This is a genomic window from Chromobacterium haemolyticum, from assembly GCF_002081825.1.
Lineage (GTDB): Bacteria > Pseudomonadota > Gammaproteobacteria > Burkholderiales > Chromobacteriaceae > Chromobacterium > Chromobacterium fluminis.
In genome coordinates this window covers 127,818-153,125 of the sequence record NZ_MUKU01000012.1, presented here as the reverse complement: position 1 = coordinate 153,125, position 25,308 = coordinate 127,818, and the positions used below count along the sequence as shown (strand labels likewise).

The following is a 25,308-nucleotide window of genomic DNA, read 5'->3' as shown; positions in this document are numbered from 1 at the left end:
CAGCGTCAGACCGACGGATCTGAGCTTTACGACGGCGCTGCATTATTTGCGCTACGAGTGGAGCTGGCTAGCAATCAGCAGCCCCGGCACCTTGCCGGCGCGGCTGCTTCGCCTGCGCGAGCGCTTGGGTGAATTGCTACTTTCGAAACAACGGCGAGGGCGTGAATGCCCTCGCGTTGTGAAAAAGCAGCCGTCCCGTTACCCGATCAAACAAGTTCGATCCGCTAAGTGAACGGCATTACCCCTCAAGGGAGCTTTTTTTGCGTCCCGGCTGCGCGGCCCGTCTGTAGTTTTGCCGCTACATTGAAGCTCGCCCGCCGTCAAGCGCCGCCGATGGGCTTGGCGCGGACTGTTGCATTTGCTGAACAGATTGAGTTTTTCGCTTCCGGCCCGCAGACGGCTCTGCTATAAAGCGTCAGCTGAGTACGTTTTAGCAATTGACGCCGCCAACTAAGCCGCGCGTCGCTTGATAACGATGAGGAAATTATGACCCGGGTCCTGGTTGTGGGCAGTGTGAATATGGATCTGGTGGTGGAGGCGGAACGCTATCCACGGCTGGGTGAAACCTTGTTTGGCAAGCGCTTTGCCTCCTATCCGGGCGGCAAGGGCGCCAATCAGGCAGTGGCCGCCGCGCGGCTGGGCGCGCAAGTGACCTTGTTGGGCTGCGTGGGCCGCGATATGTTCGGTTCTCAGCTCAAGGAGGCCTTGCAGGCCGAGGGCGTGGACATTGGCCGTCTGCGCGAAGCGGAGGTGGCCACTGGTTTGGCGACGATCACCCTGGCCGAGGGCGACAACGCCATCGTGGTGGTGCCCGGCGCCAACCATGAGTTGCTGCCGCAGCATCTGGACCAGGACGAGCAGGCTTTCCGCGACGCCGACGTGGTGCTGGCGCAGATGGAGGTGCCGCTGGCCACGGTGGAGCGTGCGGCCGAGCTGGCTCAGCGCCACGGCAAGCCTTTCTTGTTGAATCCGGCGCCGGCTCATCCGCTGCCGTCCAGCCTGTTGGAGCGAGCCGCCTTGCTGACGCCGAACGAGCATGAGTTGGCGCAGGCTCTGGACGAGAGGGGCGGGGACTGGCAGGCGCTGATGCGCAAACTGCCGGGAAGGGTGGCGATGACGCGAGGCAAAGACGGCGCTTATTTCTGCCGCGCCGACGGCAGCCTGCACCATCAACCCGGCTTCGTGGTGTCCGCGGTGGACACCACCGGCGCCGGCGACACCTTCAACGGCGCCTTGGCCGCGTTCTGGCCGCAGGGCCTTGAGGCGGCGATGGCATTGGCCTGCGCCGCGGCGGCCTTGTCCGTGACCCGCGCGGGCGCGCAAGGCGGCATGCCGACGCTGGCCGCGCTGCAACAGATGCTGAAGGAGCAGGCATGAAGCGGCTGGGACATCTGAACCGCGACATCGCGCGGGTATTGGCTTGCATGGGCCATACCGACAGCCTGGTCATCGCCGATTGCGGCCTGCCGATTCCGCCCGGCGTAGAGTGCATAGACCTGAGCCTGCGCCTGGGTGTGCCGGAGTTTCCCAGCGTGCTGGACTCCATCCTGGCGGATTTCAAGGCGGAGCGGGCGCTGTTCGCCGCCGAGTGCCTGCAACACAGTCCGGCCGTGGAGGTGCTGGCCAACGATATGGCCGCGCACGGCGTGGCGGTGGAGTACGTGCCGCATGAGGAGTTCAAGCGCCGCTGCCGCGAGGCCAAGGCGGTGATCCGCACTGGCGAATGCACGCCGTACGCCAATGTGATCTTGTATTCCGGCGTGATCTTTTGAAGGGGCGGGCGATGAAGGTAAGCATGCGCGGCATCAGCAAGGCCTTTGGCCCGGTCAAGGTGCTGGAGGCGGTGGATTTCACCGTGAAGGGCGGCGAAGTGCATGCCTTGATGGGCGAGAACGGCGCCGGTAAATCGACCTTGATGAAGATTCTATCCGGCGTGCACCAGGCCGATGCCGGGGAGGTCCTGCTCAATGACCGGCCGGTGACGATTCGCTCCACTACCGAGGCGGAGTCCCACGGCATCGCCATCATCCACCAGGAGCTGAACCTGATTCCGCAGCTGTCGGTGATGGAGAACCTGTTTTTGGGACGCGAGCGCGAGCATAGCCGCTTCGGCGTGATCAATCGCGCCGGAATGCGGCGCGAGGCGAGCCAGATTCTGCAACAGCTGGGCGCCGGCCGGATCGATCCGGAGACGGAGGCCGGACAATTGTCCATCGGTCAGCAGCAGATGGTGGAAATCGCCAAGGCGATGTCCTTGAACGCCAAGGTGCTAATCATGGACGAGCCGACCGCGGCTTTGACCGAGCGCGAGATCGAAGCGCTGTTCGTCTTCATGGAGCAGCTCAAGCAACGCGGCGTGGCGATTGTCTACGTGTCGCACCGAATGGAGGAGATCTTTCGCGTCTGCGACAAGATCAGCGTGCTGCGCGACGGCTGTTTCGTCGGCGAGCGTCAGACCGCCGCCACCGATTTCGACGAGGTGGTGAGGCTGATGGTGGGCCGCGAGATCGGCGACCGTTTTCCCAAGCGCGCGTCCGCGCCCGGCGCGGTGCGCTTGGAAGTGGAGCGTTTGGCTGACGACGGCAACATCCGTGACATCGGCTTCGAAGTCCGCGCCGGCGAGGTGTTGGGCGTGGCCGGTTTGATGGGGGCGGGCCGCAGCGAGATTCTCAATGTCTTGTTCGGCGTCAAACCGCGCCGGCAGGGGCGGGTGCGGCTGGACGGCGCGGAGCTGAACATCCGCCGGCCCGGCGACGCCATTGCCGCCGGCATCGCCTACGTCACGGAAGACCGCAAGAGTCAGGGCCTGGTGCTGGGCATGTCGGTGCGGGAAAACGCCACCTTGGTTCATCTGCGCCGCCACGCGCGACTGGGTGTGGTGAGCCGCCGTTCCGAGAACGAAGAGGCGCGGCGGCTGATTGAGCAATTGCGCATCCGCACCCGCGACGCTGAACTGGATGTCAAATCCCTGTCCGGCGGCAATCAGCAGAAGGTGGTGTTCGCCAAGTGGCTGGCGGAGCCGCCCAAGCTGCTGCTGTTGGACGAGCCGACGCGCGGCGTCGACGTGGGCGGCAAGGCCGAAATCTACCACATCATCAATCAACTGGCGGCCGCCGGCGTGGCCATCGTTATGGTGTCGTCCGAACTGCCGGAGGTGATGGCGATGAGCGACCGCATCCTGGTGATACACGAGGGCCGCCGGGCCGGGCTGTTCGAGGCCGCTTCGGCGACGCAGGAAGACATCATGGCAGCGGCGGCCGGCGCGACGGCGGACTGAGCGCCGACGCGCATTGAATATTCAGGTCGCGCCCATTGGGCGCAAGCAAGGGAAACGGTAAGCAAGATGACCCCGCAACAAAAAGCAATGCTGCAAAAACTCGGGCCTTTCATCGCCCTGCTGGCGATCTGCGCCGGCTTGTCGGTGATGAGCGCCGACTTCCTGACCATGGGCAATCTGCTCAATGTGATGCGCCAGGTCTCCATCAACGCGCTGATCGCCTTCGGCATGACCCTGGTTATCTTGCTGGGCGGCATCGACCTGTCGGTGGGGTCCATCCTGGCCTTGTCGTCAGTGTTGACCGCGATGCTGCTGCAGGCCGGCGTGGATCCGTTGCTGGCCACGCTGTTGGGCATCCTGTCCGGCGCGTTGATGGGCTGCTGCAATGGTCTGGTGATCAGCAAGGGCAAGGTGGCGCCCTTCATCGCCACCCTGGCGTCGATGACGATTCTGCGCGGTCTGTCGCTGGTGGCGTCCAACGGCAGCCCGATCACCGGCTTCGGCAGCGATATGTTCTCCATGTTGGGCGGCGGCTATGTGGCCGGCGTGGTGCCGGTGCCGGTGGTGTGGATGCTGCTGATGTTCGCCGGCTTCTGGTTCATGTTGAAGAAAACCGTTTTTGGCCGCCATGTTTACGCCACCGGCGGCAACGAGGAGTCCGCGCGTCTCTCCGGCGTTAAGGTGGACCGGGTCAAGATCTGGGTCTACACCCTGTCCGGCGCATTGTCGGCGATGGCCGGCGCGGTGCTGACTTCGCGCTTGAATTCGGCGCAACCCACCGCCGGCGCCGGCTATGAGTTGGACGCCATCGCCGCGGTGGTGCTGGGCGGTACCAGCCTGACCGGCGGCCGCGGCTGGATTGTAGACACGCTGATCGGCGCTTTGCTGATCGGGGTATTGAACAATGGTCTGAATCTGCTGGGCGTATCGTCCTTCTATCAGCAGGTGATCAAGGGCGTGGTGATTCTGCTGGCGGTGCTGTTGGACCGCAGCGGCAAGAAGTGAGAACGGGCCCGCCGTCGGCGGGCCTGCAGCGCAAGCGACCATTACACAAGGGGAGTTCCGATATGCAACGCTTAATCAAGCCTTTGGTTTTCAGTGTCATCGCGGCGAGTCTGATCGCCTGCACCAAGCAGGGTCCGGCCGACGGCGCCTCGTCCGGCGCCAGCGCGCCGGCCGCGGCCTCCGGCCAGCCGGTAGTGGGCCTGGCGGTGTCCACGCTGAACAATCCGTTCTTCGTCTCGCTGCGCAAGGGCGCGGAAGACGAGGCGGCCAAAGAGGGCGTGCGCCTGATCACCGTGGACGCGCAGGACGACTCCGCCAAGCAGCAAGCCAGCGTTGAGGACCTGATCCAGAAGAAGGTGAGCGTGATCCTGATCAACCCCACCGACTCCTCCGCCGTCGCCAATGTGGTGAAGGAAGCGGTGAGCAAGGGCATCAAGGTGGTGTCGCTGGATCGCAGCGTCAACGGCGCGGAAGTCAGCGCCCACATTGCTTCCGACAATGTGGCCGGCGGCAAGATGGCGGCCGAATTCCTGCTGCAGAAGCTGGGCGGCAAGGGCCGGCTGGTAGAGCTGGAGGGCATTCCCGGTTCCTCCGCCGCTCGCGAGCGCGGCCAGGGTTTCCATGCGGTGGCGGACGGCAAGGCCGAGGTCAAGGTGGTGGCCAAGCAGCCGGCTGATTTCGACCGCGCCAAGGGTTTGTCGGTGATGGAAAATATCCTGCAGGGCAATAAGGACGTGCAGGGCGTGTTCGCCCACAACGATGAAATGGCGCTGGGCGCCTTGAAGGCGATCCAGGCCGCCGGCCTGAAGAACGTCGCGGTGGTGGGCTTCGACGCCACCGCCGACGCGGTGGCCTCGGTCAAGGCCGGCGGCCTGGCCGCGACCGTGCAGCAACAGCCGGAGTTGATTGGCCAGTACGGCGTGCAGACCGCCAAGAAGCTGATCGACGGCCAGCAGGTGGAGAAATTCATCCCGGTGCCTTTGAATCTGGTCAAGCAGTAAGCCGGGGGAGGCCGCCATCGCTCTGGCGACGGCGGCTCGCTTGAGGTAAGGTTGCCAGCAATCGGCGGCCCCGCCCCGCGCTTGCGCAGGCCGGGGCTGTTTTGCAATCGAGTTTTGGGCGGCGGGCATGGCGCCGCCGCATGAGGAATAGGCTGTCGATGAGCGGCTACAAGCGTTTGACCATAGACGACATCGCCGAACTGGCCGGCGTGTCGCGCACTACCGCCAGCATGGTGCTCAACGGCCATGCCGAGCGCTACCGCATTTCCCGGGCCACGGTGGAGCGCGTGGAGAAGGTGGCGCGCGAGCAGCATTTCAACCCGTCGCAGTCGGCGCGTTCCTTGCGTTCGCGGCGCAGCAATTCGGTGGGACTGGTGATTCCCGATTTGACCAACTCCGCTCACGCGGCACTGGCTCAGGCGATGGAAGAGTTGTGTCGCCAGCGCGACTACCAGATGCTGCTGGTGACCAGCGACGAAGATCCGCGGCGCGAGGCCGAGGTCATGGCCCATCTGGCGGCGCGGCAGGTGGACGCTATGATCGTGGTGCCGTGCACGCACGAGGCCAAGTCTTACCAGAAATGGGTGCGGCGGCTGCCGCTGGTGTTTGTCGACCGCAGGGTGGACGGCAGCGGCATTCCGTCGGTGGTCACCGACGGTTGCGCCAGCGTGGAGCGGCTGGTGGGCGACGCCTTGGAGCAGGGCGTGTCTGAAGTGGTGTTCTTCGGCGGCCAGGCCGAATTGTCGCCCAGCCGCGACCGTTTGCAAGGCTATCGCCAGGCCTTGGCGCGGCATGGCGTGGAGGAAAAGCCGGGCTGGGTCTGCCATCGCGATTACCTGCGCCGTTCCGGTTTCGAACTGATGCAGCAATGGCGGCAACAGCATCAACGCCTGCCTCAGGCTTTGTTCACCGCCTCGGTGTCGCTGCTGGAGGGCGCGCTGGCCTTTCTCAATCAGCATTGCGGCCTGGCCAACGCGCCGCTGCGCCTGCTGACCTTCGACGATCACTCCTTGCTGGATTGCCTGCCGCTGCGCGTTGACGCCATTGTGCAGGACAGCCGCGAAATGGCGGCGCGTAGCCTGGATCTGGCCCTGGCTCTGCTGGAAGGGCAGACGCTGACCGAGCCGGAGGCCCTGGTGCCGGCCAGCTTGCACCGGCGCTGGCCGGATTAGGGTCTGTTGAACTATGTTTTTCCCCGGCGGAAAAACAAAGCTCAACAGACCCTGGGGTTTGCTGCCGCTTTGCCAGCCGGCGTACAATAGCCGTTTTACGTTTTCGAGCCTGAATCACCATGATCCGTACCCGTTTCGCTCCCAGTCCCACCGGTTATCTGCATATCGGCGGCGTGCGCACCGCGCTGTTTTCCTGGGCCTACGCCCGCAAGAACAAGGGCGTGTTCGTGCTGCGCATCGAGGACACCGATCTGGAGCGTTCGACGCCGGAGTCGGTGAAGGCGATTTTGGACGGCATGCACTGGGTGGGCCTGGACTACGACGAAGGCCCGTTCTACCAGACCCATCGCTTCGACCGTTACAAGGACGTGATTCGGCAACTGCTGGACTCCGGCCACGCCTACCTGTGCTATTGCAGCAAGGACGAGCTGGAAGCGATGCGCGCGGAGCAAGAAGCGCGCGGGGAAAAGCCGCGCTACGACCGTCGCTGGCGCCCGGAAGCCGGCAAGACCTTGCCGACCATCCCCGCGGACGTGACTCCGGTGGTGCGCTTCAAGACCCCGCTGGACGGCGTGGTGGCCTGGGACGACGCGGTCAAGGGCCGCATCGAGATCGCCAATCAGGAACTGGACGATCTGATCATCGCCCGCCCGGACGGCAGCCCGACCTATAACTTCTGCGTGGTGGTGGATGACTGGGACATGCAGATCACCCATGTGATCCGCGGTGACGACCACGTCAACAATACTCCGCGCCAGATCAATATCCTGAAGGCCTTGAACGCGCCGCTGCCGGTGTACGGCCATCTGCCCATGATTCTCAACGAGGACGGCCAGAAGATGTCCAAGCGCCGCGACGCGGTCAGCGTGGTGGACTACGCCGACAAGGGCATCTTGCCGGAAGCGCTGCTTAACTACCTGGCGCGCCTGGGCTGGGGCCACGGCGACGACGAGTTCTTCTCCATGGAGCAGTTCGTCGAGTGGTTCAGCCTGGAGGCGGTGAGCGCGTCCGCCAGCCGTTTCAACCACGAAAAATTCATGTGGCTGAACGCTCAGCATATCAAGAGCGCGGACAACGGCCGCCTGGCCGAGCTGATCGCGCCGCGTTTGGCCGCCGCCGGCGTCGAGCTGTCCGGCGGGCCCGCCATCGAAGAGGTGATCGCTCTGGTCAAGGAGCGGGTGCAGGATTTAAACGCGCTGGCGTTGGAAGTGGACTATTTCTATCGCAAGCGGGAAGCCTCCGCGGCCGACGTGGACAAGCATCTGTCCGACGACAGCGTGGCGCGCATGGGTCGTTTCGCCGACAAGCTGGCGGGTTTGGACACCTGGTCCGCGGAAGCCATCCACGAGCTGTTCAAGCCTTTCTGCGCTGAAGAGGGCATCAAGATGGGGCAGTTGGGCATGCCGTTGCGCGTGCTGGTGTGCGGCACCACGCAGACCCCGTCGGTGGACGCGGTGCTGGCCTTGATCGGCAAGGACGAAGTGCTGCGCCGCCTGCGCGGCTAAGCCGGCTCGCAGCGTCAACGCAAACCGCCCCGCAAGTTTTGGCTTGCGGGGCGGTTTGTTTTACGGCGGGCTCTGTATCAATTCATTGCCTGCTGCGTGGAGGGGCGGCTGTGCTCGGCGAGTACGGTTGCGGGATGTTTGCGCCGGTTCTGCGCGTTCCGCCTTTTCAGCCCCAAAGCCTTCCGTCCTGTGCTCGCGAGGCTTTGAACAGGCTGTCAGGCCAGCGCCGGTTCCGCGCAGGGGCGCGCGCAAATCTCCGGGGCGGGCTGGCTCATGTAATGATCCAGCAGCAGGCGCATGTAGCGATGGCTCTGACAGATCGCGTGACGCAGTTCCGCCACTTGCCGCGAGCTTGGGTCTTCACCCACCAAAGTGACGATGATTTCCAACGCCTCCCAGGGGTGCTCGTCGTCGTAATGCGCGTGCAGTGCCAGCCACTTCATCGCCTTGGCGCGCTTCTCCTTGGGAAACTGCCGGGCGTAATCCTCCTTGGAGCAGACGGCGGCGCACCATTCTCCGGTGGCGCCTTCTATTGCGTAATTGGTGGCCGCCATCGCCACCTCCAGCGATTCACGCTCGCAGATCTGATGGCACCAGTGGCTGAGACTCAGCGTTTCCAGCGCCTGGGGGTTGCGCAGCAGACTGTCGATGTCCACGCCGGATGCGAGGGCCCATTGCACCCAGTGGTCGGCGTGGTTTTGCTCCACTCGGATGTTGCGGATCAGGTAGCGGCGCGCCATATCGTGGCCGCGATGCTGACCGTAGCGCACTTTCAGCAGGTTCTTGGCCATATATTGCGGAAACTGTTCGATCACCGGCCAACCACCGCGCAGAAAAGCTTGGTGGACGGCGTTGGGCAGCACGCCGTCGCGCATCTGCCGGAACAGTTCGTGTTCCACCACCTGGCGTTTGAAGGCGTCGCAGTGACGCACCAGCTCCCTTGTCCATTCCGGATAGCTGTGGAGGTCCATCAGCGGGCCGCTCCTGACAAAACCGATCTCTTTACTCATCATGTCCCCTTTCCTTAGAAGCAAGGCCGGGCCAAGCCGGCCAGACGCGACGGCCTCCCGGCCGCCCTGATCCGGCCTGAGAACCAGGCCGGTAGCCTATTGCTGTCGCATTCGGCGGTCGCCGCGCGCATGGCTGAAGCCGAAGGGTTCCGGCCGGCTCAGGTGGAAGCCCTGGGCGTAGTCCACGCCCAGTTTGCGCAACTCGGCCACGATCTCGGGCGTGTCTACGAATTCGGCGATGGTGCGCTTGCCGGTGACGTGGCCGATGTGATTGATCATCTCCACCATGGCGTGGTCTATCGGGTCCGTCGCCATCTCGCGGACGAAGCTGCCGTCGACTTTCAGAAAGTCCACCGGCAAGTGCTTCAGGTAGGCGAAGGAGGACATGCCGGTTCCAAAATCGTCCAGCGAGAACAGGCAGCCGATTCGGCGTAGTTCGTGGATTAGCCGCTGCGCGGCCTCCAGGTTGGCGATGGCGTTGGTTTCTGTGATCTCGAAGCAGATCAGTTCCGGAGGCACCCCGCTGCGTTGAAACTGCTGCTGCACGAAGGCGAGGAAACCATCGTCGCACAAGGTGGAACCGGACAGATTGATTGCGCAGTGCCTAATGTCCTGATTGCCGGCGCGGCGCAGCAGCGCCAGTTCCTGGAATACTTTCTCCACCACGATGCGGTCGATTTCGGTCATCAGGCCGTAACGCTCCGCGATCGGCACGAACAAGCCCGGGGGCACCTGGCTGCCGTCGTCGGCGTTGAGGCGCAGCAGCACCTCGACATAGCGGCCGCTTTCCGGATGGGCCGCCAGCGGGACGATGTCCTGAGCGTACAGGGTGAAGCTGTCGTCGCGCAGGGCTTGGCGCAGCCGCTGCACCCAGTCCATCTCGTGAAAGCGCGCCGACACTTCGGAATTGTGAGGGATGTGCAGTTGGATGCGGTTGCGGCCTTTTTCCTTGGCCATATAGCAGGCGATGTCGGCCGAACGCATCACCTCGGCCAGCGAGGTGTCGGCGTCGGATACGCAGACCAGGCCGATGCTGGCGCTGATGGAAAATTGGTTTCCTTCCCACTGGAAGCTGCATTCCATGATGGCCTGGCGCAGATTATTGGCCTTGGCGATGGCGGATTCGACCGAGCTGTTGCCGAGCAAGACGCCGAATTCGTCGCCGCCCAGCCGCGCCAGCGTGTCTGAAGCGCGCAGGCGCCGCGCCACCGAGCGGCTGATCTGGCACAGGAGTTCGTCGCCGGCGGCGTGGCCGTAGGTGTCGTTGATCAGTTTGAATTGGTCCAGGTCGATGAACATCAGCGCCAGCGACGCCTCGGCCTGGCCCAGTTGCTTGATCGCCTTGATGGCGCGGGTTTCGAACTCCCTGCGGTTGACCAGGCCGGTCAGCGCGTCGTGGCTGGCCTGCCAGGACAGTTCGTTGATGTATTGCTGCTCCGAGGTGTTGTCGTGCAGCACCAGCACGATGCCGTATTGCTCGCCGTGGCGGTCGCGAATCGGCGCGGCCACCAGGCTGACCTGCAGCGGAATCGCGTTGTGGCGAAGCATGTTCAGCTTGGGGTAGGTGCGGCTGGTTTCGTCCTGGCGGCAAAGCTCGGCGAAGCTCAGCGCGCTGTCGGTTTCTTGCCCTTGTTTGATCAGGCTGAGCAGTTCGTCGAAGTGCAGGCCCAGGCTTTCCGTCTCTATGTGGCTCAGCATGCGCTTGGCGCTGTGGTTCAGATAGATCACCGCGCCCTGCATGTTCAGGGTGATCACGGCGTCGCCTATCGATTGAAGCGTGATCTCGGCGCGTTGTTGCTCCGCTTGCAAGGCGGCTTTGTAATTGTCCGAAGCCTGGATCAGCCGGCGGATCTGCAAAATGGTCAGAAGCACCAGCAGCATTCCGGCGATCAGGTTGGCGCTCCAGACCGCCTGGCTTACCTCGCGGGAGGCGTTGCCCAGTACGCGGGAAAAGCCTTGGGCAGGCGCTTTCACCGCTTCGTTGATTTCGGCGATCTGAGAAGTGAGGGCGGCTTTGTCCGCCTGGCTCAAGGAGCCGTCGGCGTAGCCCTGGCGCAACTGCTCGCCTATGGTCTGAATTTCCTGGAGGTAGTAATCGCCGATTTTCCAATAGCGGATGGCTTCGGCCAGGTAGCTGATGTGGTGAAACCACAAATAGGCTCGGATAATGTTGTCAATGTCGTCGGGATGGTTGCCGCCGTCCAGGAAGCCTTGGCGCGCGGTGCCCAGGTCCGGCGGCTTGCGATCCAGCGCCAGCCGGGCCCGGTGGTCACCCAACTGGATGGAGATCGCTAGCCGGTAGCGTTGGAAATCGTGGTCGGATCCGGTCTGGGCGTAGCGGGTTAAGTGGTAGATGGAGTCCTTCTGCGCTTTCGACCACAAGCCTTCCCCCGCCACATAGGCTCGGGCGGTGGAAACCACATAGAGGCTGAACGCGCTTAGCGCCACCTGCATGACGACGATGAGCAGGAAGGGCAGCACGACAAAGAGCAACTGTCGGTTGGCGGTATTCGACCTCATGGCGGTTCCGGCTGATGAATATGGTAACTATGCGGCTAATGGTCCCCATCAAGCGCCGACGCCGACGTCTCTGGCACGAGCGGCGAGCCGGCGCCGCGGTTGAATTCGGAGCCTGCCTGTCGCGGCGTGCCCGCCGACGGGCGGAAGTTCACCGGTCTAAGTGCTGGTGTATCGCGTTTTTATCATCCCATTCGAAATTATTCAATGTTTTTGACAACTATATCGAATGTTTATTTTAGATGAGGAGGTTTGATAATAAATGAATAGCCTAATTTCTCCGGGCTTGCCGTTGGCTTGATTGTATTTGCGCCTGGCGCTGCGGGAGGAGCACTGCGCTGGCAATCGCCGGCGCGACGCGACGGGGCCGGTGGAAAGAACGTCGTTCGCCAAAGTTGGCGGGGCAAGCTTGGGCCACGCTCGCCGCGCGAGGTTTTCTCCACGCGCGGCGAATCGAAAATCAACAAGCGCTTACATAGAGGCGGCGTCGCGCGAGGCCTGGTCGTACAAGCTGGCCAGCATGCGCAGCAATTGCGCGTTGTCGCCGATATCGGCCTGCTGGCCGCCGTTGTCGATCAGCGCGTTGATCAGGCATTGCTCGCGCACGTCGCGGTAGCGCTGGCACAGTTCGACGCCGGCCTGGGTAGTGGCGAACAAAGCTTCCTTGCCCACTTTTTCGCTGCCGACATAGCCCATCTTCACCAGCTTTTTCAGCGCGTAGGACACCACATGCGTGTCTTCTATATTCAGCACGAAGCAGATATCCGCCAATTTCTTGCTGCGGCCGCGGTGGTTGACGTGATGCAGCAGCGACACTTCCATCGCGGTCATATCGGTCTCTCCCGCGGCCGCCATGCAGCGGATCATCCAGCGATTGAAAGCGTTGTTGGCCACGATCAAGCCGAATTCGAACTCGGATAGTTCGGCGCAACGCTCGGAGACCAAGTGCGATGAGGAGACAATGTTGCGTTGAGCGTTCATGGACGGGCCTGGAGACGAAGTGGCTTGGCCGGCCAGTATAGCAAAACGTCATTTGCGCTGGACATGGCCAATAAATACAAATAATTTATAGACGTTTTATCTGCAAAATAATAAATATACGCCCCGCGAGACGGGCGGCTGCAAATGGAGAATGGTTTGGCATCGAACTCAATGCGCTATTACCTGCTGGGCGAGCGGGCCGCTGTCTTGGAAAGCGTTAGGCCGGCCGATCTGGCGTGTCAGCGACGCATCTGGTGGCTGGCGCAAACCTTGACGGGCGCGCCCGGGCTGATCGAGGTGGTGCCCGGCATGAACAATCTCACCCTGATCTTCGATCCGGACGCCGGCGACGGCGAAGCCTGGCTGGGACGCTTGCGCCGCGGCTGGGCAGAAGCGCAAGAGGCCGAGCCGCGCTTGCGGCGGGTAGAGGTGCCGGTGCGCTACGGTGGTCGTCACGGTCCGGACCTGGCCGCGGTGGCGGTGCATGCCGGCCTGAGCGAAGCGGAAGTGGTCGCCGCGCACGCTTCGGCGGACTACGTGGTGTACTTCCTCGGTTTTCAGCCCGGTTTTGCCTATATGGGCGGATTGCCCGAGCGTTTGGCCACGCCGCGGCGCGCAGAGCCCAGGTTGGCGGTGCCGGCCGGTTCGGTGGGCATTGGCGGTGGGCAGACCGGCATCTATCCGGCGACCAGCCCCGGCGGCTGGCAGATCATCGGCCGAACTCATCTGACATTGTTTGATTCGCGGCGCGCGGAGCCGTCCCTGTTGCTGCCGGGCGACTGCGTGCGCTTTGTGCCGCAGGAGGGCGGAGATGATTGAAATTACGCAGGCCGGCATTCAAAGCACGGTGCAGGATTTGGGTCGGCGTGGTTTGCGCCATCTCGGCGTGGCGCAGGGCGGAGCGCTGGACGCGCCGGCGCTGATCATGGCCAACCGTCTGTTGGGCAATGCCGCGGACGCGGCCGGCATCGAGGTGGCTTTGGGCCCGTTTGGCATCCGGTTTCTGCGCGATGGCTGGTTCGCCTTGATGGGGGCGGACTTTGGGGCGGAGTTGGACGGCGAGCCGGTATGGAGCGGTTGGCGCTATCCGGCCCGCGCGGGTCAGCATTTGCTGTTGCGTGGCTGCCGCCACGGCATGCGGGCTTATCTCGCCTTGGCCGGCGGCATCGACGCGCCTCTGGTTTTGGGCGCGCGCGCCACTGACTTGCAAGCGGGTCTGGGCGGCTGGATGGGGCGGGCGTTGGAGGCGGGGGACCAGTTGCCATTGGGACCGGCGCTTGCGCTGTCCGGCCGGCTGGGCCGGCGCAATCTCGGCTGGTCGCCGGTGTTGCGCGCCTTGCCGGGTCCGGAGTGGCAGCAGTTCGCCCGCGCGGCGCGGCAGGCGTTCAGCGAGAGCGAGTGGACGGTGTCCGCCCAGAGCAATCGCATGGCTTACCGCTTGCAGGGCGAGGCCCTGGCGCGGGAGACCGCCGGGGATTTGCCGTCCCACGGGGTATTGCCCGGCGTGGTGCAGGCGCCGCCGGGCGGCCAGCCCATTGTTTTGCTGGCGGACGCGCAGGCGACGGGAGGCTACCCGCGCATCGCCTGCGTGATTGAAGCGGATTTATGGAAACTGGCGCAGGCGCGGCCGGGGGCCAAGCTGCGTTTCGAGATGGTGGACGCGCAACAGGCGGCGGCGGCGCGTTTGCGCCTGCGCCAGTGGTTGCAGGGACAGGATTGGAGTCAGACATGCAGATCGATTTGAACGCCGACATCGGCGAGGGTTGCGGCGACGACGCGGCGATCATGGACCAGGTCAGCTCGGTGAACATCGCCTGCGGCTGGCATGCGGGTGATGCTGAAACCATGTGGCGGGCGGTGCGGGACGCGACGCGACGCGGGGTGGCGATGGGCGCTCACCCTGGCTTTCCCGACCGCGAGCATTTTGGCCGCAGGACGATGCAGCGCGCGCCGGAACAGGTGTATCAGGACGTGCTCTACCAAGTGGGCGCGCTGGGAGCCATGGCTCGGGCCGCAGGAACGCGGCTGCGCCACGTCAAGCCGCACGGCGCGCTGTACAACCAGGCGGCGCGCGATCCGGCGCTGGCCGACGCCATCGCCCGCGCGGTGAAGGATTTCGATCCTGAACTGCGGTTGGTGGGTTTGGCCGGCGGGGAGTCAGGCCGCGCCGCGCGGCGTCACGGCTTGCAAGCGGTAGAAGAAGTGTTCGCCGACCGCGCCTATCTGGCCGACGGCAGCCTGGCGCCGCGCGGAATGCCGGGAGCGGTGATCGAGGACGCGGAGCAGGCTTTGCGCCAGACCCTGGAGCTGGTGTTGCGCGGGCGAGTGGCCTGCCTGGACGGCGGGGCGCTGGAGATTCGCGCCGATAGCGTTTGCCTGCACGGAGACGGCGCGCACGCGCTGGAGTTCGCGCGGCTGCTGCGTCGGCGCTTGGAACAGGAGGGCGTGCGCATCGTTGCTTTGTGAGCCTTACCCGGAAACTAGAGCCGTCCGTAGGCGGCCATTTCCATCATACAAAGGAGAAACTGCATGGATCTTGCATCCTATCTGCCCCTGGTGGGCATTCCCGTCGTTGTGGCGGGCTTCGCCTTGCGCTTCAATCCGCTGCTGGTGGTTACCGCCGCCGGCCTGGCGACCGGTTTGGCGGTCGGCATGGATTTGGGCGCGCTGTTGGAAACCTTCGGCGAGAAATTCCTCAATAGCCGTCAATTGGCCACCTTCATTCTGATCTTGCCGGTGATCGGCCTGTTGGAGCGCTATGGTCTGAAAGAACGAGCGCAGCAATGGATAGCGGGCATCAGGAGCGCCACCACCGCGCGCATTCTGATGTTGTACTTCGTGGTGCGCGAGCTGACCGCCGCGCTGGGCTTGATCAATCTGGGCGGCCATGCCCAAACCGTGCGCCCCTTGCTGGCGCCGATGGCCGAGGGCGCCGCGGCCAACCAGTTGGGAGAGCTGCCGCAGGTCTTGCGCGACCGCATCCGCGCCCATGCGGCCGCCTGCGACAATATCGCGGTGTTTTTCGGCGAGGATATTTTCATCGCCTTCGGCGCGGTCTTGTTGATGGACGCCTTCCTCAAGGAAAACGGCATCGCCAATATCGAACCGCTGCACATCGGCCTGTGGGCGATTCCCACCGCCGTCAGCGCGTTGATCATCCACATGGCGCGGCTGGCGCGGCTTGACGCCGGGCTGCAGCGCGATATCGCCGCTTGGCGCGCTAAACAGGAGGCTGCGGTATGAAGGCATGGTTCAGCATCAATGATATTTATTATCTGATCGGCATCGTGGTGATGCTGTTGGTGGGCATGACGCTGCGCGACCGCGGCAATCCCAAGCGCTATACCACCGCCTTGTTCTGGTTCTTGTTCGGCTCCACCTTTTTGTTCGGCGACTTGATGACGGCGGTTCTGGGCAAAGCGATGACTTATCGCCTGGTGGGCCTCATCGTGATTGCGCTCGCCCTGCTGGCCGGCGCCGGTCTGCTGGCGCCAGGCAGTTATAGCCAAAGCAGCGATCAGCAGCGGCGGGAGGCCGCCAGCCGCCTGGGTAACAAGGTTTTCCTGCCCGCCTTGTTGATTCCGCTGTTGACTGTGGCTTGTACTGTTTTGCTTAAGGGTGTCGGGATTGGCGGCGCGGCCTTGTTGGATCAGAAGCATTTGACCCTGGCCGCCTTGGCGGTGGCCTGCGTCTGCGCGGTGTTGCTGGGCTGGAAGCTGACCGGTGGTACCCCGCTGCAGGCGGTGCGCGAATCGCGCCGCCTGGTGGACGCTATTGGCTGGGCGGCCATCCTGCCGCAGATGCTGGCGATGCTGGGCGGGGTGTTCGTCGCCGCCAAGACCGGCCTGGCGGTACAAGAGGTGGTGAGCCTGTTCGTCGATCCAGGCAACCGCTTCTTGCTAGTGGCGATCTACTGTATCGGCATGGCGCTGTTCACCATGATCATGGGCAACGCCTTCGCCGCATTTCCGGTGATGACCGCCGGCATCGCGCTGCCTTTCCTGATTGTCGGTCAGCATGCCGACGCGGCGCCGTTGGTGGCTATCGGCATGTATTCCGGCTATTGCGGCACGTTGATGACGCCGATGGCGGCCAATTTCAATATTGTGCCGGCAGCCTTGCTGGAGTTGAAGGACAGATACCTGGTGATCAAGACTCAGATCCCCACTGCGCTGGCCTTGCTGGGCGTGAATATCCTATTGATGTATTTCATCGTGTTCCGTTGAGGAGACAGCATGAATCCGCAACAAGCATCCAGGCTGGCGGCGCTGCCGCTGGCCGGGCTGGTTCGGGAGTATCCGAACTTTCTGAGCCATCTGCTGAACGGGCCAGAGGACGCGCGCGCGCCGCGTGATTTGCACCCGGTGTTCTACGGTTGCTACGACTGGCACTCCGCCGTGCACGGCTTCTGGCTGCTGGCGCGGCTGGCTCGTCGTTTTCCAAGCTTGCCGGAGCAGGCTGATATCGTCGCTCTGTTCGCCAGCCATTTTTCGCCGCAGGCTTTCCAGGCGGAGGCGGACTACTTCGCCGCCCCGGGCCGTACAAGCTATGAGCGGCCTTATGGCTGGGCCTGGTTGCTGGCCCTGGCGCAAGAGCTTGAGGCTTGGGATGCGTCTCAAGCTGGGCAATGGCGCGCGGCGATGCGGCCGCTGCTGACTTTGATCCGCCAGCGCTGGCTGACGTTTCTACCTTTGCAGGACTATCCGACCCGCAGCGGCGGGCACGCCAACACCGCCTTTGCCTTGTTGCTGAGCCTGGACTACGCCCGCGCCGCCGACGATGCCGAGCTGGCGCAGGCGCTGGAGGCTGCCGCCCGGCGTTATTTCCTGGCCGATGCGGATTATCCGACGCGTTTGGAGCCAAGTGGCGACGATTTCCTATCGCCCAGCTTATGCCAGGCTTTGTTGCTTAGCCGGCTGTTGCCGGCCGAGCCGTTTCGCGATTGGCTGCGCGCTTTCCTGCCGGATTTTCCGCGGAGCGCTGCCTTGCTGAGTCCGGTTAAGGTCAGCGACGGCTCGGACCCCAAGATCGGCCATCTCATCGGCTTGAATTTGAGCCGCGCCTGGTGTTTGCGCCAGTTGACGGCGGCCTTGCCGCCGGACGACGCTTGGCGGCCTTTGCTGAGCCAAAGCGCGCGGGCGCATTTGGACGCCGGCCTGCCGCAGGTGGTCAGCGGTCATTACACCGGCGAGCATTGGCTGGGGACTTTCGCTTTGCTGGCTTTGGACGAGGGAGTGCTTGAATGAGCAAGATCGTGTTGTTGACGGGCTTTGAACCGTTTGGAGGCGAGAGTGTGAATCCGTCATGGGAGGCCGCGAACCGGCTGGACGGCGAGCCGTTGGCGGGCGCGGTGGTGGCGGCGAGGCGGCTGCCCTGCGTGTTTGGCGAGGCCTTGAGCGTTTTGCGCGGAGAGATGGCTGCGCTGAGGCCGGCGCTGGTCGTGGCGGTGGGGCAGGCGGGCGGGCGCCCCGAGCTATCTTTGGAACGGGTGGCGATCAATGTAGACGATGCCCGCATCGCGGACAACGCCGGCCGGCGGCCGATAGACCGGCCGGTGGTGCCGGGAGGGCCTGCCGCTTATTTTTCGTCCTTGCCGATCAAGGCCCAGGCGGCAGCCTTGCGCGCCGCCGGCATTCCGGCGACGGTGTCGCAGAGCGCAGGCACCTTTGTCTGCAATCATGTGTTCTACGGCCTGATGCACGCCTTGGCCGGCGCGCCTGCGCGCGGCGGCTTCATCCATATTCCCTATTTGCCGGAGCAGGCCGCCGCGCATCCGGGCGCGCCCAGCATGAGCCTGGATATGATCGTCGCCGGTCTGCGGCTAGCCTTGGAAACGGCCTTGACGGCGACGGAGGACATTGTCGAGACGGGCGGGGCGACGCACTAGGCGGCAATTACACTTTGAGCGCGCGCAGCCACTGCCAGCTGGCGATGCCGGCCAGGGTGGCCAGCAGCGAACCGCAGACATGGACGGCGACGGCGGTCAGCGCCGGCAGCAGCCGCTGTTGCTGCAGCAGGGAGACGACTTCGGCGGAAAAGGTGGAGAAGGTGGTCAGGCCGCCGCAGAAGCCGGTGATCACCAGCAGCCGCCATAGCGGCGACACGCCCGGCGCGCTGGCGAAGAAGGCGACGGCGAGGCCGATGATGTAGCCGCCGACCAGATTGGCGGCCAGCGTGCCCGGCGGCAGGCTGGGCCACAGGCTGTTGAGCTTGACGCCCAGCGCCCAGCGCAGCAGCGCCCCCAGCGCGGCGCCGACGGAGATGGCGAGTAGGGTTTTCCACATGGAGCGGGTCTGGCTAGAAAGCAAAACCCTATTGTGCCGGCCAGACGCCGCCAAGTATAGGCCGGTTTGCCGGAGCGAGTTCAAAGCCTCGCGCGTCGGGGCGAGACAAGGCGAAACCGCCGAGAAGGCGGAATGCGCAAGAGGGAATGGGCATTTCCGAAGCGGCTTTCAAGGCCTTTGCCTGGCTAGCCCGCCTACGCGCAACAGACATTGAACCGTTTATTTAGAGGATTTCGGCAATGCTGCGCGCCGCGCGCTTGGCGTCCAGAAAAATCAGGCCCAGCTTGGCCTCGCGCCGCGCGATCACGGTCAGCACCGCGTCCGGGCTGGCGTGGCTCATCAGGATGTAGCCGTGTTCTCCCTTGACCATCACTTGTTCCAGGCCGCCGCGCGCCAGTTCGCGCGCGGTGCGTTCACCCAGGGACAGCATCGCCGCTGCCATCGCGCCGACCCGATCCTCGTCAACCTCCTGCGGCAGCAGCGCCGCCATGGTCAGACCGTCGGCGGAAATGATGGCGGACGCTTCTATGTCGGCGGACGCGCCGTTGAGGTCGCTCAGGATGGATTTGAGCATCTGTTCACGCATGGGGTTCTCCAGGGTTTTGTTCAATGCGCCGGCCGCCGCGCGGCCGGGGTTCAGGCGTAGCGGCGTGCCAGCAGCTCCACCAGGCCGACAAAGGCTTCGCTTTGCAGCCGCGGCTCGCCGCCTATGATCAGCGCGAAGGCCTGCTGCGCCACGTGCAAGGGGTAAAAAGCCAGTTGGCTGCGGCCGGCAGGGTCCACCGCGGCCCAGGCGGCGCTGCCCAGATTGAGATGGTTCTTGAGCAATAGATGATGCCGACGGCTCAAGGACATCAAATCGCCGGCCAGCGCGGCGATTTCCTCGGCGGTTTCGTGGTGGAAGCCGGCGGTGGCGTAATAGAGGCCGTTATCGTCGGCCAGCAAGGCCTGAGCGCTGCCGGACAAAGCCGCCAGAAGCTCCGGCAACTGACTTTCCAGATTGCCGGCGGGGGCCGGCCGCGGTTCGGCGGTGCCGTGCACGAATTCCAACCGTTGCAATCGATAGAGGGTGGCCAGCGCCTGCTCCAACTCGTCGTCGCACCACTCGCTGAGCAAGGGTTCGCTCAGCGGCACCGCATGGCCAAGTCGCAGAATGTTGAGCAGCAGGCGACGGGTCAGATCGGCTTCGGCTCCGGCGACGGCGTAAAAAGCGCCGGCCGGCGTGGCCATCGGATAGAGCGGCCCGCTCAGGCGCAGTTCTTCGTTCATTGCGGTTCTCCCAGGCCCGGGTCTATCGAGTACAGCAGCGCCAGCAGCAGCTGTTTGATGTCTTCGCGGCTGCGGCAGTCCACTTCGAACACCGGCGCGTTCAAGCCGCGCGCCGCCAGGGCTTCGGCGTAGACGGCGGTGGCGGACAGCGGCGCGAGATCGGTCTTGCTGACGCCCAGCGCCAGCGCCAGCGGCGCGCGGCGCAGCAGCGGTTCGAAGGCGCGCAGGAAGAAGTTGAGATCCTGTAGTGGGTTGGCGCGGCTATGGTCCAGCAGCAGGATCAGACCTATGCTGCCGCGGCTGACGATGTCCCACATGAAGTCGAAGCGTTCCTGGCCGGGGGTGCCGTAGAGGTGGACCTTGGTGTCGGCGTCCAGGCGCAGCATGCCGTAGTCCAGCGCTACCGTGGTGTGGTCCTTGCGATGCAGGGTCATGTCGCTGGCCTTGGCGTCGGTGCGGATCTGGGCGATGTCGCTGATGGCGGCGATGGCGGTGGTCTTGCCTGCGCCCACGGGGCCGGCGAAGAGGATTTTGTTATCGGGGCTGCGCATGATGGAAGGTCGTGAGGCTCACAAGCGGGTCACTTTTTGCAAGAGTCGGGACAGGAAGCCGGCGCCGTCTGGGGCAAGGGCTCCGGTCGGCGTCGAACCGGGCCGCACCGGCGCGCTGGATATCACTTTCAGGGGCGGCGCGTCGCTGCGCCAGTCCAGCAGGCCCAGAGCATGGGCCGCGGCCAGGAAGGTGCAGGCGTGTTCGGGGTCCACGCGCAGCAGCCGGATGATGATGCGGAGCGTGGCGGGCGTTTTGGTCAGCAGCGCGCTCAGACGCGTCGCGTCCGGCAGCGCCGCCAAGCGGGTCAGGTTGGGCCATTGCCTCAGCCGCAGCGGAGTGTCCGCGCCGATGCCGGCGGGCAGCCGGCCCTGGCTGCTCCAGATCGCCAGCTGCCATAGCAGCGCGGACAGCGGCTGGGTGACGACGCCGGCGCTGGCGCCGGCGGCCTGAGCCTGCAATGCGAGTGCATCCTGCCGGCACAGCTCGCGCAATTGCTCCGCGGGCAGCAGGCATTGCGCTTGCGCGCAGTCCGGCCGCAGCCATAGCAGAGGCCGGCCGTCGGCCAGCAACAGCGCAGGCCGCGGCTGGCGCGCCAATCGCGTCGTCGCGCCGAGCAGGCCTCGGCGGGGATCGAAGCGGGCGATGGAGATTGACGGCATGGAGGGAGCCGGCGCGGCGGTCGGTTCGGGCCGAGGCATCGGAAGCGGGCCCGTCGCCGGAGCGGGTGTTGCAACGGGCGCGGGCCTCAGCGCCGCTTGCAATTGGGGAAACAGGGACTCCACCCGAAGCGGTTTGATCAGCGTCGGGGCCGGCGCCTGTTCCGGCGGCGCCGAGGCGACGATCAAGGCGGGCAGCGCCGGGTGACGGAGGCGGAATTCCTCCCAGGCTTGCCAGCCGACGGGGCTGTCGATGTCGACGATGGCCAGGTCCGGCGAGTGTTGGCACGGCGATTCCAGCAAGCGGTAGCTTATGCTGTGGTGCAAGCGAAAAGCCATGCGCAGCAGGGCCAGCTTGTGGTCGTCCATGCCGACGGCGAGCACGGCGATATCGGAGGCGGGCGGGGTGGAGCGCGGCATGGGCGTTTTGCTCAGGCGGCCAGCATGCGCCGACGGGCGGCGTTGGCGTCGGCGTCGAAACCGGCCAGCTGCGCGCTGACCTCCAGCGGCAGCCGCGTCACATGCGAGCGCAGCTGCTGCAAAAGCCACTGGAAGCGCGCCCAGTCGTCCTGGCGACGGTAAAGCTGCAGCAAAGGCGGATAGTTGGCGGCGTCCTCCGGCTGGCTCAGCACCGCCTGTTCCAAGGTTTGGATAGCCATATCGACTTGGCCTTCGCTGAGATAGACGTCGGCCTCGCCGCGCGCGTCGACGCTCTCGGTCGCCGTCGTCGCGGTTTGCCGCGTGACCAGCGGCCGGCGCAAAGGCGCGGCGGCAGGGGGCGCGCCGCTGAAGCCGAAACTGCGGCCTATGCGTTCCAGCTCCAGCCGTTCGGGGCGTTGCGCCAGCAGATCCAGCACAGGGTGGGGGCCGAGCAGCCAGCCCGCGTGGATCAATTGTTCTTTGAGGCTTACGCCGTGTTCGCCCAGCGCCAAGTGGAAGCGCCAGAGCGTCCGCGCATAGCGCGGTAGTTGGCGCTGCCGGTAATGCACGTGCAGCAGGTCCAGCAGATGCGCCAGCGAGTGGGGCCGCAAGGCCAGCGTCTGTTCCAACGCGCTGGTCGCGGCGGCGTATTCTTGCCAGCGCAGCCAGACTCTGGCCCGGCGCTCTGCCGGCAACAGCGCGGCGATGACGTCTTTCTCTCTTTCGTTCAGTGGAAACAGCGGGGCGCAGCCATGCAGCAAGACTTGCGGCCGTTCGGCGGCGGTGGATGGCGACGGGGATGGGCGGGAGGGGGGATGGCCGCCGGTTGTCTCCTCCGCCGTTTCTTCCGTCAAGTTCGGCGCGTCGTCGCCCAGGCGCAGGCCGATGGCCTCCGGCCCCCAGCCCAGTCTCTGGTCCGCCAGCACGCGCAGGGACAGGTGATTGCGCTCGACGCGCAGGCCGGCCTCCACCGCCTGTTCCAACGCTTCCCGCCCGATCAGCGCCAGATCGTGCTGACGTTCCAGCACCAAGGCGTAGTCGTCCAGCGCGCCGGTCTTGAGGTAGAGGCCGGCCAGGCGCTGCAACTGCTTGGAGGAGTGCGGCGCCAGCCGGTCCACGTAATGGCGCAAGGCTTGCGCCGCCTGTTCCAGATAACCGAACTCGATGAAGATGTCGACCTCGGCGAGCGAATCCAGCTCATCCACCTGATAGGGCTGTTCGGCGTCGCTGGCGTCCGCAGGTTCCGGTTCCGCTATCGGGATGTCGGTATTCCGCGCATGCGCGGCGCGGTCGCGGCGGGCTTGCCAGCGCAGCGCGGCCAACAAGGCGAGCAAACCCATGGCCAGCCCCAGGCCGGCGAGAAGGTCGAAATTATTCTGCGGCAGCCAGTCAGTCATGAGGCGGCTCCTCGCGGGGCGGCGGCGTGAAATCGGCGGGGCCGATCAGGTCGGTGCCGCATTCCAGAGTTTCGAACCAGTCCAGAAAGCGCTTCACCATGAGCTTGCCCTTAAAGGAGCCGCCGTGTTGCGGTACGATCCACTCGATGTCCAGTTGGCGGACCATCTCCACCCATAGCCGACAGGCCTTGTTATTGGACATATAGCGACGATGGAAGGCGAGCATGTGGCGGTCGTGCAGGTGGGCGTCGAAATCGCTGACCGGCAGGCCGGCCGCGTGGCCGTCCATCAAGGAGGCGCCGATGTCGCCGGAGAACAGGATCTTGCTGATCGGATCGTAGATCTGAAAAAAGCCGACTGTGTGCAAGTAATGGGCCGGGACGATTTGCAGCTCCGCGCCGCCCAGCCACAGCCACATGCCGCGCGGCGGAATCGCCACCAGCCGGCCAGCTGTGGCCCCGCGCATGCAGAAGTGGGGCAGGAAGCGGGTCCATTCTTCGGCGATGATCACTTGGGCGTCAGTGATCAGCAGCCAGCCGCCCACCGAGGCGATGATGTCCGGGTCCTGATGCGAGGCGAAGATGTAGCGGGTGTGCGAGGGCAGGAAGTAATCGGCCAGTTCCGCGATCAGATGTTTGTAAGTGAGGTTGCCGCCCGGATCCAGCAGAATGCCCTCGCCTTGGTCGATGATGGCGAACTGGTTGGATTGTATGCCTTCGCCTTGCACCAGTTCGGTGAAGGCGACGCATTTGTGATTGCCGTCGTCGTAAAGCACCAATGCCATGAACCGCCCCGTTTGCTTGGCCCGCCCGCGGATGGACGTGTTATGCCGTAAGAATGCGCAGATATTATGCAAGCGGTATGGCTGGGGTCTTGACCTGGGTCAAGCTCACCCGGAAGGAATATTTTTACGCGGCGGTGACAGCGTCGCCATAAAGATGTATAATTTTTACATCTTTAAGCCGACCGACACCGAGTCGGCATTTTTTACCCACAATAAAATGTATCAAGCACACATCTTTAGGAGCCCGCCATGTTGAGTCCCGAAATCCGCGCTCTGGTCAAAGCCACCGTTCCGGTGTTGCAGCAACACGGCCTGGTTTTGACCAGCCATTTCTATCGCCGCATGTTCACTCACAACCCGGAGTTGAAAAACATCTTCAACCAGGGACATCAGCATTCCGGCCAACAGCAGCAGGCGCTGGCGATGGCGGTGTTGGCCTATGCCCAGCACATCGACGATCCATCGCCGTTGGCGCCGGTGCTGACCCGGGTGGCGCACAAGCATGTCAGCCTGGGCATTCGCGCCGAGCACTATCCCATCGTCGGCAAGCATTTGCTGGCTTCCATTCAGGAAGTGCTGGGCGAGGCGGCGACGCCGGAGCTGATAGCGGCTTGGGCCGCGGCCTACGGCCAATTGGCGGATATCTTGATCGCGGAGGAGCGAGAACTGTACCGCGTCAGCGCCAACGCCGAAGGCGGCTGGGCCGGCTGGCGGCCGTTCCGTATTGCGCGCAAGGTGGCGGAGAGCGAGGAAGTCACTTCCTTCTATCTGGCGCCGGCCGACGGCGGCGCGGTGCCGGGCTTCCGGCCCGGCCAGTATGTGTCGGTTAAATGCTTCGTCGAGGAATGGGGCCTGGCCCAGCCGCGTCAGTACAGCCTGTCCGACTCGCCCAACGACGAATATCTGCGCATCTCGGTCAAGCGCGAGGACGGCGGCGAGGGCAAACCGGCGGGACGGGTGTCCAATCTGCTGCACGTGGAAAAACGGGAGGGAGACATTCTGGAGCTGAGCGCGCCGCAGGGCGATTTCTTCCTGCATGAAGAGCGCAGCGGCCCGGTGGTGCTGATCAGCGCCGGCGTCGGTCAGACGCCGATGCTGTCCATGCTGCGGCATTTGCTGAGAACCGGCAGTCGTCGCGAAATCCGCTACCTGCATGCGGCTCGCCACGGCGGCGCGCATGCGATGCGCGACGGTTTGCGGCAGATGCAGGAACGCCACGCGCAGTTGCGCGCCCATGTTTGCTATGAAGCGCCGCGCGCGGAAGATGAGCTGGGCCGCGACTACCAGCAACAGGGCCGTCTGCAGCTGAGCCAGCTGCGTGAAATGACGCTGTTGCCGGACGCCGACTACTATTTGTGCGGCCCGGTGGGCTTCATGCTGGCGCAGCGCGCCAGCTTGCTGGACCTGGGCGTGGCGGCGGAGCGGGTTCATTTCGAAGTGTTCGGCTCCAACGCCGTCGGCGCTTAAGCCATGGCGCC

At 64.4% G+C, this 25,308-nt stretch carries 25 protein-coding genes and 1 pseudogene; 16 read left to right on the top strand and 10 right to left on the bottom strand.

Annotated elements, in window-relative coordinates; translation table 11 throughout:
• The 8 genes and pseudogenes from B0T39_RS25840 to gltX all read left to right on the top strand — a co-directional run.
• A pseudogene (locus B0T39_RS25840) lies at positions 1 to 232 on the top strand (IS4 family transposase); the annotation flags it as partial.
• A 254-nt stretch (positions 233 to 486) separates the two neighbouring features.
• Positions 487 to 1,377 carry a ribokinase gene (locus B0T39_RS11750; RefSeq protein ID WP_081546795.1) on the top strand — a complete coding sequence of 297 codons (891 nt, stop codon included), beginning with the start codon at positions 487 to 489 and terminating at the stop codon, positions 1,375 to 1,377.
• Positions 1,374 to 1,772, top strand: coding sequence for a D-ribose pyranase (rbsD, locus tag B0T39_RS11745; RefSeq protein ID WP_081546793.1), 399 nt, complete (start codon positions 1,374 to 1,376; stop codon positions 1,770 to 1,772). Before B0T39_RS11750 ends, rbsD begins: the two co-directional genes overlap by 4 nt.
• A gap of 11 nt (positions 1,773 to 1,783) precedes the next feature.
• The gene (locus B0T39_RS11740) at positions 1,784 to 3,277 is read left to right on the top strand and encodes a sugar ABC transporter ATP-binding protein (RefSeq protein ID WP_081546791.1); all 1,494 of its coding nucleotides are present in this window, start codon (positions 1,784 to 1,786) and stop codon (positions 3,275 to 3,277) included.
• A 66-nt stretch (positions 3,278 to 3,343) separates the two neighbouring features.
• Positions 3,344 to 4,282: an ABC transporter permease gene (locus B0T39_RS11735; protein ID WP_081546789.1), complete on the top strand. Its 939-nt coding sequence runs from the start codon at positions 3,344 to 3,346 to the stop codon at positions 4,280 to 4,282.
• Positions 4,283 to 4,344: 62 nt separating this feature from the next.
• Complete coding sequence (gene rbsB, locus B0T39_RS11730) at positions 4,345 to 5,283, top strand: ribose ABC transporter substrate-binding protein RbsB (RefSeq protein WP_081546787.1); 939 nt, start codon at positions 4,345 to 4,347, stop codon at positions 5,281 to 5,283.
• 140 nt (positions 5,284 to 5,423) lie between these two features.
• The gene (locus B0T39_RS11725) at positions 5,424 to 6,455 is read left to right on the top strand and encodes a substrate-binding domain-containing protein (protein WP_254894542.1); all 1,032 of its coding nucleotides are present in this window, start codon (positions 5,424 to 5,426) and stop codon (positions 6,453 to 6,455) included.
• Between the two features lie 119 nt (positions 6,456 to 6,574).
• Positions 6,575 to 7,960 (top strand): glutamate--tRNA ligase, encoded by a 1,386-nt coding sequence (gene gltX / locus B0T39_RS11720; protein ID WP_081546783.1) that lies wholly within the window; start codon positions 6,575 to 6,577, stop codon positions 7,958 to 7,960.
• Positions 7,961 to 8,175: 215 nt separating this feature from the next.
• Here gltX and B0T39_RS11715 read toward each other — a convergent pair whose 3' ends face one another.
• From B0T39_RS11715 to B0T39_RS11705, 3 genes are all read right to left on the bottom strand, one after another.
• Positions 8,176 to 8,973, bottom strand: a complete 798-nt coding sequence (locus B0T39_RS11715) for a TenA family transcriptional regulator (RefSeq protein ID WP_081546781.1) — start codon at positions 8,971 to 8,973, stop codon at positions 8,176 to 8,178.
• Between the two features lie 93 nt (positions 8,974 to 9,066).
• Entirely contained in the window at positions 9,067 to 11,490 is a 2,424-nt protein-coding gene (locus tag B0T39_RS11710; RefSeq protein ID WP_081546779.1) for a putative bifunctional diguanylate cyclase/phosphodiesterase, read from the bottom strand.
• A 468-nt stretch (positions 11,491 to 11,958) separates the two neighbouring features.
• The gene (locus tag B0T39_RS11705) at positions 11,959 to 12,468 is read right to left on the bottom strand and encodes a winged helix DNA-binding protein (protein WP_081546777.1); all 510 of its coding nucleotides are present in this window, start codon (positions 12,466 to 12,468) and stop codon (positions 11,959 to 11,961) included.
• 156 nt (positions 12,469 to 12,624) lie between these two features.
• On the opposite strand from B0T39_RS11705, the gene pxpB reads away from it, so the two are divergent.
• The 7 genes from pxpB to pcp all read left to right on the top strand — a co-directional run bounded on the left by pxpB (position 12,625) and on the right by pcp (position 18,355).
• On the top strand, positions 12,625 to 13,287 hold the full coding sequence (gene pxpB, locus B0T39_RS11700) for a 5-oxoprolinase subunit PxpB (RefSeq protein ID WP_439896890.1): 663 nt from the start codon (positions 12,625 to 12,627) through the stop codon (positions 13,285 to 13,287).
• Positions 13,280 to 14,212 carry a biotin-dependent carboxyltransferase family protein gene (locus B0T39_RS11695; RefSeq protein ID WP_081546773.1) on the top strand — a complete coding sequence of 311 codons (933 nt, stop codon included), beginning with the start codon at positions 13,280 to 13,282 and terminating at the stop codon, positions 14,210 to 14,212. Before pxpB ends, B0T39_RS11695 begins: the two co-directional genes overlap by 8 nt.
• Positions 14,197 to 14,934 carry a 5-oxoprolinase subunit PxpA gene (gene pxpA, locus B0T39_RS11690; protein WP_081546771.1) on the top strand — a complete coding sequence of 246 codons (738 nt, stop codon included), beginning with the start codon at positions 14,197 to 14,199 and terminating at the stop codon, positions 14,932 to 14,934. Before B0T39_RS11695 ends, pxpA begins: the two co-directional genes overlap by 16 nt.
• 63 nt (positions 14,935 to 14,997) lie before the next feature.
• The gene (locus tag B0T39_RS11685; RefSeq protein WP_081546769.1) at positions 14,998 to 15,711 is read left to right on the top strand and encodes a DUF969 domain-containing protein; all 714 of its coding nucleotides are present in this window, start codon (positions 14,998 to 15,000) and stop codon (positions 15,709 to 15,711) included.
• On the top strand, positions 15,708 to 16,694 hold the full coding sequence (locus tag B0T39_RS11680) for a DUF979 domain-containing protein (RefSeq protein ID WP_081546767.1): 987 nt from the start codon (positions 15,708 to 15,710) through the stop codon (positions 16,692 to 16,694). Before B0T39_RS11685 ends, B0T39_RS11680 begins: the two co-directional genes overlap by 4 nt.
• Before the next feature lie 9 nt (positions 16,695 to 16,703).
• On the top strand, positions 16,704 to 17,714 hold the full coding sequence (locus B0T39_RS11675) for a DUF2891 domain-containing protein (protein ID WP_081546765.1): 1,011 nt from the start codon (positions 16,704 to 16,706) through the stop codon (positions 17,712 to 17,714).
• Positions 17,711 to 18,355, top strand: coding sequence for a pyroglutamyl-peptidase I (gene pcp / locus B0T39_RS11670; RefSeq protein ID WP_081546763.1), 645 nt, complete (start codon positions 17,711 to 17,713; stop codon positions 18,353 to 18,355). The genes B0T39_RS11675 and pcp overlap by 4 nt, the downstream gene beginning before the upstream one ends.
• Before the next feature lie 7 nt (positions 18,356 to 18,362).
• Here pcp and crcB read toward each other — a convergent pair whose 3' ends face one another.
• The 7 genes from crcB to B0T39_RS11635 all read right to left on the bottom strand — a co-directional run bounded on the left by crcB (position 18,363) and on the right by B0T39_RS11635 (position 23,830).
• Positions 18,363 to 18,752: a fluoride efflux transporter CrcB gene (crcB, locus tag B0T39_RS11665; protein WP_081546761.1), complete on the bottom strand. Its 390-nt coding sequence runs from the start codon at positions 18,750 to 18,752 to the stop codon at positions 18,363 to 18,365.
• A 223-nt stretch (positions 18,753 to 18,975) separates the two neighbouring features.
• Complete coding sequence (locus tag B0T39_RS11660) at positions 18,976 to 19,338, bottom strand: roadblock/LC7 domain-containing protein (protein WP_048410238.1); 363 nt, start codon at positions 19,336 to 19,338, stop codon at positions 18,976 to 18,978.
• 50 nt (positions 19,339 to 19,388) lie between these two features.
• Complete coding sequence (locus B0T39_RS11655) at positions 19,389 to 20,021, bottom strand: hypothetical protein (RefSeq protein ID WP_081546759.1); 633 nt, start codon at positions 20,019 to 20,021, stop codon at positions 19,389 to 19,391.
• Entirely contained in the window at positions 20,018 to 20,572 is a 555-nt protein-coding gene (locus B0T39_RS11650; protein WP_081546757.1) for a GTP-binding protein, read from the bottom strand. Before B0T39_RS11650 ends, B0T39_RS11655 begins: the two co-directional genes overlap by 4 nt.
• An 18-nt stretch (positions 20,573 to 20,590) precedes the next feature.
• Positions 20,591 to 21,649: a hypothetical protein gene (locus tag B0T39_RS11645; RefSeq protein ID WP_081546755.1), complete on the bottom strand. Its 1,059-nt coding sequence runs from the start codon at positions 21,647 to 21,649 to the stop codon at positions 20,591 to 20,593.
• 11 nt (positions 21,650 to 21,660) lie between these two features.
• Positions 21,661 to 23,046 (bottom strand): hypothetical protein, encoded by a 1,386-nt coding sequence (locus B0T39_RS11640; protein WP_081546753.1) that lies wholly within the window; start codon positions 23,044 to 23,046, stop codon positions 21,661 to 21,663.
• On the bottom strand, positions 23,039 to 23,830 hold the full coding sequence (locus tag B0T39_RS11635) for an MBL fold metallo-hydrolase (RefSeq protein WP_081546751.1): 792 nt from the start codon (positions 23,828 to 23,830) through the stop codon (positions 23,039 to 23,041). The genes B0T39_RS11640 and B0T39_RS11635 overlap by 8 nt, the downstream gene beginning before the upstream one ends.
• A gap of 249 nt (positions 23,831 to 24,079) precedes the next feature.
• Between B0T39_RS11635 and hmpA the strand changes: the two genes are divergently transcribed.
• Positions 24,080 to 25,297, top strand: a complete 1,218-nt coding sequence (gene hmpA, locus B0T39_RS11630) for an NO-inducible flavohemoprotein (protein ID WP_081546749.1) — start codon at positions 24,080 to 24,082, stop codon at positions 25,295 to 25,297.
• Positions 25,298 to 25,308 lie beyond the last annotated feature (11 nt).

Bases quoted from the DNA above. Each gene is read 5' to 3' on its own strand.
- B0T39_RS11750 (WP_081546795.1), top strand. From the start codon at position 487: ATGACCCGGGTCCTGGTTGTGGGCAGTGTGAATATGGATCTGGTGGTG.
- rbsD (WP_081546793.1), top strand. From the start codon at position 1,374: ATGAAGCGGCTGGGACATCTGAACCGCGACATCGCGCGGGTATTGGCT.
- B0T39_RS11740 (WP_081546791.1), top strand. From the start codon at position 1,784: ATGAAGGTAAGCATGCGCGGCATCAGCAAGGCCTTTGGCCCGGTCAAG.
- B0T39_RS11735 (WP_081546789.1), top strand. From the start codon at position 3,344: ATGACCCCGCAACAAAAAGCAATGCTGCAAAAACTCGGGCCTTTCATC.
- rbsB (WP_081546787.1), top strand. From the start codon at position 4,345: ATGCAACGCTTAATCAAGCCTTTGGTTTTCAGTGTCATCGCGGCGAGT.
- B0T39_RS11725 (WP_254894542.1), top strand. From the start codon at position 5,424: ATGAGGAATAGGCTGTCGATGAGCGGCTACAAGCGTTTGACCATAGAC.
- gltX (WP_081546783.1), top strand. From the start codon at position 6,575: ATGATCCGTACCCGTTTCGCTCCCAGTCCCACCGGTTATCTGCATATC.
- B0T39_RS11715 (WP_081546781.1), bottom strand. From the start codon at position 8,973: ATGATGAGTAAAGAGATCGGTTTTGTCAGGAGCGGCCCGCTGATGGAC.
- B0T39_RS11710 (WP_081546779.1), bottom strand. From the start codon at position 11,490: ATGAGGTCGAATACCGCCAACCGACAGTTGCTCTTTGTCGTGCTGCCC.
- B0T39_RS11705 (WP_081546777.1), bottom strand. From the start codon at position 12,468: ATGAACGCTCAACGCAACATTGTCTCCTCATCGCACTTGGTCTCCGAG.
- B0T39_RS11695 (WP_081546773.1), top strand. From the start codon at position 13,280: ATGATTGAAATTACGCAGGCCGGCATTCAAAGCACGGTGCAGGATTTG.
- pxpA (WP_081546771.1), top strand. From the start codon at position 14,197: ATGCAGATCGATTTGAACGCCGACATCGGCGAGGGTTGCGGCGACGAC.
- B0T39_RS11685 (WP_081546769.1), top strand. From the start codon at position 14,998: ATGGATCTTGCATCCTATCTGCCCCTGGTGGGCATTCCCGTCGTTGTG.
- B0T39_RS11680 (WP_081546767.1), top strand. From the start codon at position 15,708: ATGAAGGCATGGTTCAGCATCAATGATATTTATTATCTGATCGGCATC.
- B0T39_RS11675 (WP_081546765.1), top strand. From the start codon at position 16,704: ATGAATCCGCAACAAGCATCCAGGCTGGCGGCGCTGCCGCTGGCCGGG.
- pcp (WP_081546763.1), top strand. From the start codon at position 17,711: ATGAGCAAGATCGTGTTGTTGACGGGCTTTGAACCGTTTGGAGGCGAG.
- crcB (WP_081546761.1), bottom strand. From the start codon at position 18,752: ATGTGGAAAACCCTACTCGCCATCTCCGTCGGCGCCGCGCTGGGGGCG.
- B0T39_RS11660 (WP_048410238.1), bottom strand. From the start codon at position 19,338: ATGCGTGAACAGATGCTCAAATCCATCCTGAGCGACCTCAACGGCGCG.
- B0T39_RS11655 (WP_081546759.1), bottom strand. From the start codon at position 20,021: ATGAACGAAGAACTGCGCCTGAGCGGGCCGCTCTATCCGATGGCCACG.
- B0T39_RS11650 (WP_081546757.1), bottom strand. From the start codon at position 20,572: ATGCGCAGCCCCGATAACAAAATCCTCTTCGCCGGCCCCGTGGGCGCA.
- B0T39_RS11645 (WP_081546755.1), bottom strand. From the start codon at position 21,649: ATGCCGCGCTCCACCCCGCCCGCCTCCGATATCGCCGTGCTCGCCGTC.
- B0T39_RS11640 (WP_081546753.1), bottom strand. From the start codon at position 23,046: ATGACTGACTGGCTGCCGCAGAATAATTTCGACCTTCTCGCCGGCCTG.
- B0T39_RS11635 (WP_081546751.1), bottom strand. From the start codon at position 23,830: ATGGCATTGGTGCTTTACGACGACGGCAATCACAAATGCGTCGCCTTC.
- hmpA (WP_081546749.1), top strand. From the start codon at position 24,080: ATGTTGAGTCCCGAAATCCGCGCTCTGGTCAAAGCCACCGTTCCGGTG.